The sequence below is a fragment of the Devosia riboflavina genome (assembly GCF_000743575.1).
In the GTDB taxonomy this organism is placed as follows: domain Bacteria; phylum Pseudomonadota; class Alphaproteobacteria; order Rhizobiales; family Devosiaceae; genus Devosia; species Devosia riboflavina.
This window is the reverse complement of the sequence record NZ_JQGC01000015.1, coordinates 251,663-259,470: the sequence shown is the minus strand read 5'-3', so window position 1 is coordinate 259,470 and position 7,808 is coordinate 251,663. Positions and strand designations below refer to the sequence as shown.

The 7,808-nt window shown below is 62.7% G+C and carries 9 protein-coding genes and 2 pseudogenes; 2 read left to right on the top strand and 9 right to left on the bottom strand.

All coding sequences use genetic code 11. The annotated features are described in order from the left end of the window. Positions 1 to 394 (bottom strand): AAA family ATPase (locus JP75_RS16675; protein WP_152565884.1); only part of this gene is annotated, 394 nt, incomplete at its 3' end. Between the two features lie 13 nt (positions 395 to 407). On the opposite strand from JP75_RS16675, the pseudogene JP75_RS16670 reads away from it, so the two are divergent. Together JP75_RS16670 and JP75_RS16665 are read left to right on the top strand one after the other, a co-directional pair. Beyond that, positions 408 to 1,034: pseudogene (locus JP75_RS16670) on the top strand (Mu transposase domain-containing protein); the annotation flags it as partial. Next, positions 1,031 to 1,231, top strand: coding sequence for a hypothetical protein (locus tag JP75_RS16665; protein ID WP_035085062.1), 201 nt, complete (start codon positions 1,031 to 1,033; stop codon positions 1,229 to 1,231). The pseudogene JP75_RS16670 and the gene JP75_RS16665, both read left to right, overlap by 4 nt. On the opposite strand, the pseudogene JP75_RS27380 reads toward JP75_RS16665, so the two are convergent. The 8 genes and pseudogenes from JP75_RS27380 to JP75_RS16630 form a co-directional block, all read right to left on the bottom strand. Further along, positions 1,180 to 1,377, bottom strand: a pseudogene (locus JP75_RS27380) (hypothetical protein); the annotation flags it as partial. The gene JP75_RS16665 and the pseudogene JP75_RS27380 sit on opposite strands and share 52 nt — an antisense overlap. Then, a complete protein-coding gene (locus JP75_RS16660) occupies positions 1,374 to 1,979 on the bottom strand; it encodes a hypothetical protein (protein ID WP_035085061.1) in 606 nt (201 codons plus the stop codon). The gene JP75_RS16660 and the pseudogene JP75_RS27380, both read right to left, overlap by 4 nt. Then, positions 1,976 to 2,155 (bottom strand): hypothetical protein, encoded by a 180-nt coding sequence (locus tag JP75_RS16655; RefSeq protein WP_035085060.1) that lies wholly within the window; start codon positions 2,153 to 2,155, stop codon positions 1,976 to 1,978. Before JP75_RS16655 ends, JP75_RS16660 begins: the two co-directional genes overlap by 4 nt. Before the next feature lie 71 nt (positions 2,156 to 2,226). After that, on the bottom strand, positions 2,227 to 4,191 hold the full coding sequence (locus JP75_RS16650) for an AAA family ATPase (RefSeq protein ID WP_035085057.1): 1,965 nt from the start codon (positions 4,189 to 4,191) through the stop codon (positions 2,227 to 2,229). Between the two features lie 77 nt (positions 4,192 to 4,268). Further along, a complete protein-coding gene (locus JP75_RS16645) occupies positions 4,269 to 5,564 on the bottom strand; it encodes a DUF4357 domain-containing protein (RefSeq protein ID WP_035085053.1) in 1,296 nt (431 codons plus the stop codon). 328 nt (positions 5,565 to 5,892) lie between these two features. After that, positions 5,893 to 6,606, bottom strand: coding sequence for a hypothetical protein (locus JP75_RS16640; RefSeq protein WP_035085051.1), 714 nt, complete (start codon positions 6,604 to 6,606; stop codon positions 5,893 to 5,895). Positions 6,607 to 6,828: 222 nt separating this feature from the next. Next, positions 6,829 to 7,155, bottom strand: coding sequence for a hypothetical protein (locus JP75_RS16635; RefSeq protein ID WP_035085049.1), 327 nt, complete (start codon positions 7,153 to 7,155; stop codon positions 6,829 to 6,831). After that, positions 7,148 to 7,774, bottom strand: coding sequence for a nucleotide-binding protein (locus tag JP75_RS16630; RefSeq protein ID WP_035085048.1), 627 nt, complete (start codon positions 7,772 to 7,774; stop codon positions 7,148 to 7,150). The genes JP75_RS16635 and JP75_RS16630 overlap by 8 nt, the downstream gene beginning before the upstream one ends. Positions 7,775 to 7,808: the final 34 nt, after the last annotated feature.

Here is a 7,808-nt window from a genome sequence, read left to right as displayed (position 1 = left end):
GACTGGCTTGCACATACCTCTTGACGGCCAGGCGATTAGACGACTCGGCTTCCGTCCGGGGCGGCAGTACGGAGACACGCTGCTGCAGGCGGCCGGGCCTGATGAGCGCACCGTCGAGCCGGTCATAATAATTTGTAGCGCCGAGCAGCAAGACCTTCTTGCCCGACTTCCTGACCCGATCGATCTCGGTAAGGAACAGGTTGATCAGCGGCGTCCACCAGTCGCGGCCACGGTTGTCCAGGGTCGCCCGGTTGGGAAGAGCATCCAACTCATCCATAAAGCCGATGGCCGGTTCATTGACCAAAACCTCGTCCATAAAACTTTTGAGATTTTTTGACACGCCCCCCAGCGCGCCATCACCACTGGCGAACCAGGCACCGATGGAACTGGGCACAAAAGTCCAGCCGGCGGTGCGAGCGCATCTGCAGGTCCTGCCTGAGCGCCGCACCACGGACTTCGAGGAGGTGATCGTCACCGTTTCCAGCACGGGCGGGTTCACCTTGCGCAAGGTGTTCTACACCGTGCCTTCCCGCCTCATAGGGCGCCGATTGAGGGTGCGTCTGTTCGATGACAGGCTGGAAGTGTTCATGGGCGGAACGCATTTGCTGACCCTGTCCAGAGGGCGCGCTCAGGCCAACGGCAAGCATGACCAGGTGGTGAACTACCATCACGTCATCCACTCCTTGCGCAAGAAGCCCATGGCGCTGCTGCACCTGGTTTATCGCGACAAGCTCTTCCCCCGACCGGAATATCGTCGTGCGTTCGAGGCGCTGTGTGCTGCGATGCCGGAACGTCCAGCCTGCAAGATCACAGTCGAACTCCTGGCGCTTGCCCATGAGCGCAACTGTGAAGGAGAGCTGGCCAGCGAGTTGGGTCAGGTGCTCCGTTCCGGTAGCCTGCCGGATCTGGCGACATTGCGGACGAAGTTCTCTCCAGATCCCGCCGACTTGCCCCAGGTCTGGGTGCAACCAGTCTGTCTGGACAGCTACCAGATCCTGGTCGAGACCCGGGACATGGCGGGAGAACGCGCATGAAAGCCAATACCCATCCCATCGATGAAGCCCGCCTGGGCATCATGCTCAACGAGCTAAGATTGCCCACCATCAAGACCCTCTGGCCCAGGTTCACGGTTCGAACCCAACCAGCATTCACATCGGCAGCGAGCACGGCGGAGGTTGTGCACCATCCGTCGTCGATCAAGGGATGGCCGCTGACTTCGCCGATGAGGTAGAGCAGACCAGCGGACTGCGCTTCAACCGTCCAGTGCGAGAGGTGCGGTGCATCGGCCAGCTCCGCTGTGCCATGCACAAACCCCTCCCTGATACGCTCGACCTCCCGCAAGGCGTCGGCTACGATTTTTGATGTCACGAACGTCATGATTGCCACCCCTTGCGATGATCGCGGCATCGCGTCGACCACCAGCCGCCGTCACTCCGCAACACACCGGGTGCGCCACAGATCTCGCAGAGATGGCCGGAAAGATGCTCAGCGGCCTCGATGATTTCATCGCCGAGGTCAGGCAGGTCGCCGTACCAATAAAATCGCAAAGTGCCGTACTTCTCCTTGATCTGGCTCGGTGACCAATCTCGGTTTAGGTCGATTTCGTTGAGCCAGGTGAAGACGGCGTCGAAGGTGTCGGTCCATCCCGGTCCGCATTCAAATCCCACCGTCGCCTTTCCATGTTTTTTATGCAACGCCTGCAGATCCCTCTGTTCCGGCGGCATGACCTCAGGGACGAAGGGGGCCGCCCGCTGCCAACGCAAGCGCTGCATGCGGATGATCAACTCCATAAGGGTTTCGCGATGGAATGGCGGCTCCGGAGAATAGCTGAAGCCGCCGATCGACTTGACCGGCCGGCCGGGCGCAATGTGGACGGAAAGCGTTTCAGGCGAAAATCCGGAAACGGACAGAGATGCCAGCGCCGGATCACCGGCCAGTGCCGCTTGGATCAGAGTGCGGGTCTCGTCAGCGATGGTCATGACTGGTCCTTCCTGAGAATGTCCTCCACCGCGGCAAGGCCGATTTCGACAAGCGCGGATTCGATCAGTTCGCGCCAAGGGCGGTGCAGGCCGAGGGCGAGCACGGCGCGGATATTGGTGAGGCTCGGCTCTGCCGCGGCGGTTTTAAGGGCATCGCGCTCAGGCCCGGGAGGCACTGAGGCGATGCATCGCCTCAGTGCAAAGTCCCAAGCCAGGATGGCGAGGTGGAGTTGTTAGTTCCGGGTCATCATGCGGACCTCCGCGGATAGCGGCTGTCGCCGATGGTTTCCTCTTCGCTCGGGGCAGCGGCGGCCACGTTGCCCAGCAACTCGTTCAGGCGATCACCGGTCACGACCCGCTCCTTGAGCAGGACCGCTACCAGCATGAAAATGTCCTCGCGGCGGCGGGAGACGATGGCGATGGCGCGTTCGAGGAGAAGGTTGAGTTCCATTTCGATGGCGGTCGCGAGCGGCACGCCATCCACAAAATTGCGGATGTCGGTGTTCTTCGCGGTCTTGAGAGAGCCATAGAGGCCAAAATCCAACATGGCCGACCGCAACAGCGTATTGACGGCGTCGATGTCGGAAGCCGCTCCAGCATGGGCCCCCTGCCCCAGAACCATATCGGCAGCGCGGCCGCCCAAAATCATCGTGCCGAGGCGCTCGATCTCGGGACGGGTGAAGAGCCCCTGCTCTTCCGCCCTGGTGTTCACCCAGCCGCCGACTGTCCCCATCCTCAAAATGGAGATTTCCAGGATCGGCAGGCCGAGATCGTGAGCGACGATGGCGTGCCCGGCCTCGTGCAGGGCAACGGCGTGGTCCTTTTCGGCCGAGCGGCCATCCGCCGGCGCAACCAGATCGACGAGATCACGCAGCGCCAGTTTCCGGTTTTCCGATTCCGCCCGGGCAAGAGCGGTCCTGCACCAGCTTTCGATCCGAGCGGGCGTCGCCGTCACCGCCAGCCGTGCCAGCATGGCAACGCCATCGTCGGAGATCCTGTCGCCGAGGAATCCGCCGAACAGCCGCCGCCGGTCGTCGAAGTCGGGCAGCAGAACCGAGACCTTGGTTTCGAGGCGCCCCGGACGGATCAGCGCGGCATCGAGACGCTCGATATGATTGGTCGCACCGATGAGCAGGATCGGCTTTCCCGCCTGCCGCAGCCGATCGATCTCGGTCAGGGTGAAGGTGATCACCGGTGTCCACCATTGAGAATCTGAAGGGACCATGGCGGCGCGATTGGGCAGGCCGTCGATTTCATCGAGGAGCCCGACTACCGGCCCCTTGGCGAGCGCAATCTCATCAAAGAAGCGCCGGGCCGCCCGGATGACATCACCGAGATGACCGCCGGATTCGGCGAACCACCGTCCGACCGAGGTGGAGACAAAGTTCCATCCAGCCGACTTGGCCAAGGCCGCCGCCACGGTCGTCTTGCCGGTCCCCGGAGGTCCTTCGAGACAAGCATAACGCAAGGCAGTCGATTCGATCTTGCCGCTGGAGATGTTCTCCATGATGCGCAGCGTGTCAAAGGCCCAGGCCGCGACCGGCCGCGTCATGGCCAGGTCTTCGAGCGCCAGGACACAATTGTTATCGAGGGTCTGGATCCGGTTGCGTGCGGCGCGCCGGAGATTGATGACGCATTCCCGGGAGGTCAGGCCCGGTCGGATGGCCGTCGTCAGATCGGCGATGCTCAGCTCCTCGATATCGGGCCGGTGCAAGCCGCGGACCGTCCTGCCGGTGACGGCGCGAATGGTCTTGCGGATAATGGCGAGATCGGGGGGCGGCAAGACGATGATGGCATCGGCGCTACCCATGGCTTCGTGAACGAGGATGCGCTCGGGATCCTGGGAGATCAGGATGACGCTGCGGCCATGTTCGAGCTTGCGCAGGTCGTCCCGACCCTGCTGCTCGAGACGGCCGCCGGTGCGGGTGAGTTCGGTATAGGCTTCGACCGCCACGGCCCGATCATGGCCGGTCAGATAGCTGTCCATGAGTCTAGCGGCCAGTTCATCGGCAGTCTTGATGACGATGAGACGCGAGGCCGCCTTCATGAGGCGACGCAGTTTGCGATTGAGGACGGCGTCGAGCATCAGGCGGGCCAAGGCGTCGCCCGGCCGCTCGGTGGCGCGGCGCGGGGTGACACCTTCTTGGGCTTGGTCGTCAGTGTCGTCGATATCGTCACTCGCCGACGGAACGTTGAGGCGGGAAAGAGACATGAGTGCTCTCCAGGCGGCGGCCGCGGCCGCGCCATGTTCGAAAGGAAAGGGGATGAGATGAGACCGCTCGGGTCGGACTAGCAGGCGAGTTCGGCCAGTTCGTCGTCGCCCGGCTCTATCGCGCGCCACGAGGAGAGGCCAAAACCCCGGCTGCCGGAGACGAAGTGACCGACGGCGCTGCCCGAGGAGAAGCTGATGTCGCGTTTGAGCACGTAGCAGGAACCGTCCCGCGCCTCTTCGAGAAGCCCGGCATGGAGCCAGGCCGCCCGCTGGAACGAGGCGCTGGCCGAGGCGGAGTTCACCGTCTCGATGCGGACGTCGGATCCGCGCAGGAGAAGCCAGGTTCCATCGTCCCGTTCCGCCGCCAGGGCCGTCAGGCCGCAGTAGTTGAGTTCCATGACCCGGCCTTCGGGCAGGTCGTCGATGCGGCGGGGTGCACCCAGGCGCTCCGGTTCTGCTCTGGGACTGGCGAGGCGCTCGCGGACCGAGCCATGGAGAAACATGAGCCCAGCCTGGCGCAGCGCCAGCACGACCTCGGAGGCAAAGAGCGCCAACTGGTCATAGCGGTCGGGATCGATGGGTGCGCCGTCAGGGACGCCATTGATCAGGGAAAAGTCTTCGTCGCTGGACACATAGGACCAGAGGATCCGCTCGAGCGCCCGGGCATCCTCGTCCGACAAACCATCCTGCATGTCGGTGATGGCGATAATGACGTTGGGCGTGCCATCGGGCATTTGCCGTCCCGCGGCAATACGAGCGCCGACATCGGTGCCAAAGCCGACATAGACACTGTGCGCCCGCAGAAAGATATAGACGCCGGCCTGCTGCAGGATGGGCACATGCTTGAAGGCGGCACGCCGCCGGCCCGGACCCATAACGATCCGAGGCTTAAGGGGAGACGAGGGCACCAACAGCAGATCTGGGGGCAAAGACGCTTCCGCCAAGGCGGAAACGTCGATGGGAGGGGCGTCTTTCGCACTTCCGGCCGCGGTGTCGGGCGAAGTCGCAGGGGGCGTCTCGTCGTCCTCGCTGTTGAAGCCGCCATTGGGATCGCCATCGGGCCGCGCTACGATCGAATGGGCGTCGATGATACCGGCGGTGACCACCACGAGCACGTCAGCCGCGATCAGCGCGAAAATGGCCCCGACCGGATCGGTGTGGCCGGGAAGCTCGGCGACGATGTCGCCGATGCTGGCGGAGCCGGTCGCATCGACGATGGACAGGATCTGCACCTGGATGCTGGGCGAGAGCGTCGGGTGATTGACGAGGCCTGGATGCACGAGATCGGCACCGTTGAGGCCGAGCACATCATTGGCGGGGGAAATGGGGTTGCGTGCGGCCGCAGGGCCGCTATGAGTGGCATTAGCCTTCATCGTACTGGTCCAATCAGTATGGTGCTGGTTAGGTCGGCAGGGTGTACCACCACCCTGTCGGCCGCTTCGAATTCGAGGCGGTTCCAACCAGTTCGACGCCGGGATTGGCATCGTTTGCCAAGGCTGCCGGATCCCTGCTGCAGAAGTCAAAGCAAAAGGCTCGTTTTGGTTAATTTTGGATTGCAGTGCCGACAAGCCATTGTAATTGTAGCGTCAATTTCTGGGGCTTGGACGCTGCCATCGACCGAGACAAGGCTGAAGCTGACCCATAAAGCGACTGATGTGCCATGCCACAAAGCTTCAGCCGCCCGCAGCCGCTTCCCCGCGCTTAGTGCCGGCGATAGGTCTGAAGGAGCTTGTGGAACTCGGGCGGCGCCCCACGAAAAACCTTGAGATCGAACGGATCGTCGCTCTCGTTCCTGAACATTTGGCTCCGCGTCGCCAGCTGATATTTTCCATGCGGCGTCAAAAAGACCAGCAGCTCGCCACCTGTGGCATAGTTCCAGAAGGTGTGCTCGGCCATTGTCGTGCACCAGCGCGTGCCCAGGCCCCAGAACCGGGCTGCGGCAAAGCCCTTGACGCGCACTACCATCCAACGCCCGTCGCGGAAGAGGATCTCAGTTTCGTCATAAGCCTGATTCTTGAGACTCTCGCTTTCGAGACGCCTTCGGTTTTGCGCGATCCGGGTCGGCACTACGGCCTCTAGGTCATCGACCGTGTGATATTGGCCGACGTCGCGTTGATCGACCGGCAGCCTGTCCTTGATCGCGTGGAACCGCGCCAGGGCCGCCCGGACCTCCTCGAGCTGATAAAGATCGAGACCGATGCGAAAGCCCTTGGCGTCCCAGAGCCGGCGCCGCCAGGTCGACAACCAGGCATGATAGAGGCCATCGGTCGGATCGAACTGGCAGATCAACGAAAAGGTGCGCTTTTCGCGCTCGACGGCTAGCCAGGGGTCGACATTCTCTTTGCCTGCACGCTGCCATGTCGCCTGCAAATGCGCGACGAGAACGAAATCGGTGCGGGTGAGATTCGTTGGCATTGGAACAGCTTGGCACCATGATCGGCTGGGCCCAAGAGCCTATGCCCGGGATCCACAGAGAGGTAGCGTTGGGGATGCTTTGCAAACCTGAGCGGGTTCCAAGCAGGCTTTGGCCATCCCTCCCCTAAGATGTCTCCATGAGGCCATGAGGCCATGAGGCCATGAGGCCATGAGGCCATGATTTTTTGGGGTCAGGATCCTGTCAAGAGCCAGATCGCCGGTTCAGGCGGCGCCGCGGCGGCCCCGGCGCAGATAGGCGACATAGTCGGGATGGCGCGCCGCGATGCCGGGCCGACCGAGGGACTGAAGACCGAGATCAACGAGACCGGCCATCATGGCATTCACCGTGCAGCCGCGCTCGCGGGCCATGTCGCGAACCTCGTCCAGAAGGTCGGGCGGCACGCGGAAGGTAAAGTCCGTGGCGACTGCAGAACGGTCCTTCCTGTTCTGGCCGATTGCGTCCTCGAGTCTGCCCAGCTCGTCGAGAAGCGACCGCACCGGCCCCAGATCGAGCATGTCCCCAAGAGCCTGACCCTTGCGTTCAGCCATTGCGCCCTCCCCCGACAATCTCAAGCATGTAGTCGAAGAGCGCCTGCACTTCGGTGGCGGCGACACTGCCCGGATAAGTCTCCAAGACGCCTTCCCCCGCGGCATAGCTGTCGGGATAGGCAACGAGGTAGCGCAAGGCCACCGGGGCAAAATGATTGGGGAATTCCTCGATGGCCTTGCGAGTCCGGCGCGCCTGCGGATCGGTCGTCCGAACGAGGACGATCCGCGATTGCCGCCCGGCTGCATCGATCATGCGCCTTACCGTCTTGGTCACCCGCAGTTCCACATTAAAAGGAGCCGATGGTACGAGGACAAAATCGACCAAGCGGAAAAGACCGAAGAGCGCCGCATTGTCGCGACCCGCGACATCGACCAATACAAGATCGTACTGTTCCTGCCTCGCCTTTGCGAATACGGTCGGCAGCTCGCGCAGTTCGTGGGCCACGATGGTCGGCCCCTCCCGCTCTCGCATCTCGCCCCAGTCCATCACCGTCTGCTGCGGGTCGCAGTCGATCAAGAGAACCTTCCTGCCCGACAGCAGCGCCGCCACGGCAAGATTGATGGCGAGGGTCGACTTCCCGGAGCCGCCCTTGGCATTGGCAATGGTCACGATATGCATGTTGCGTCCTTTTCCGCTTGCTGTTCTGGCCGGA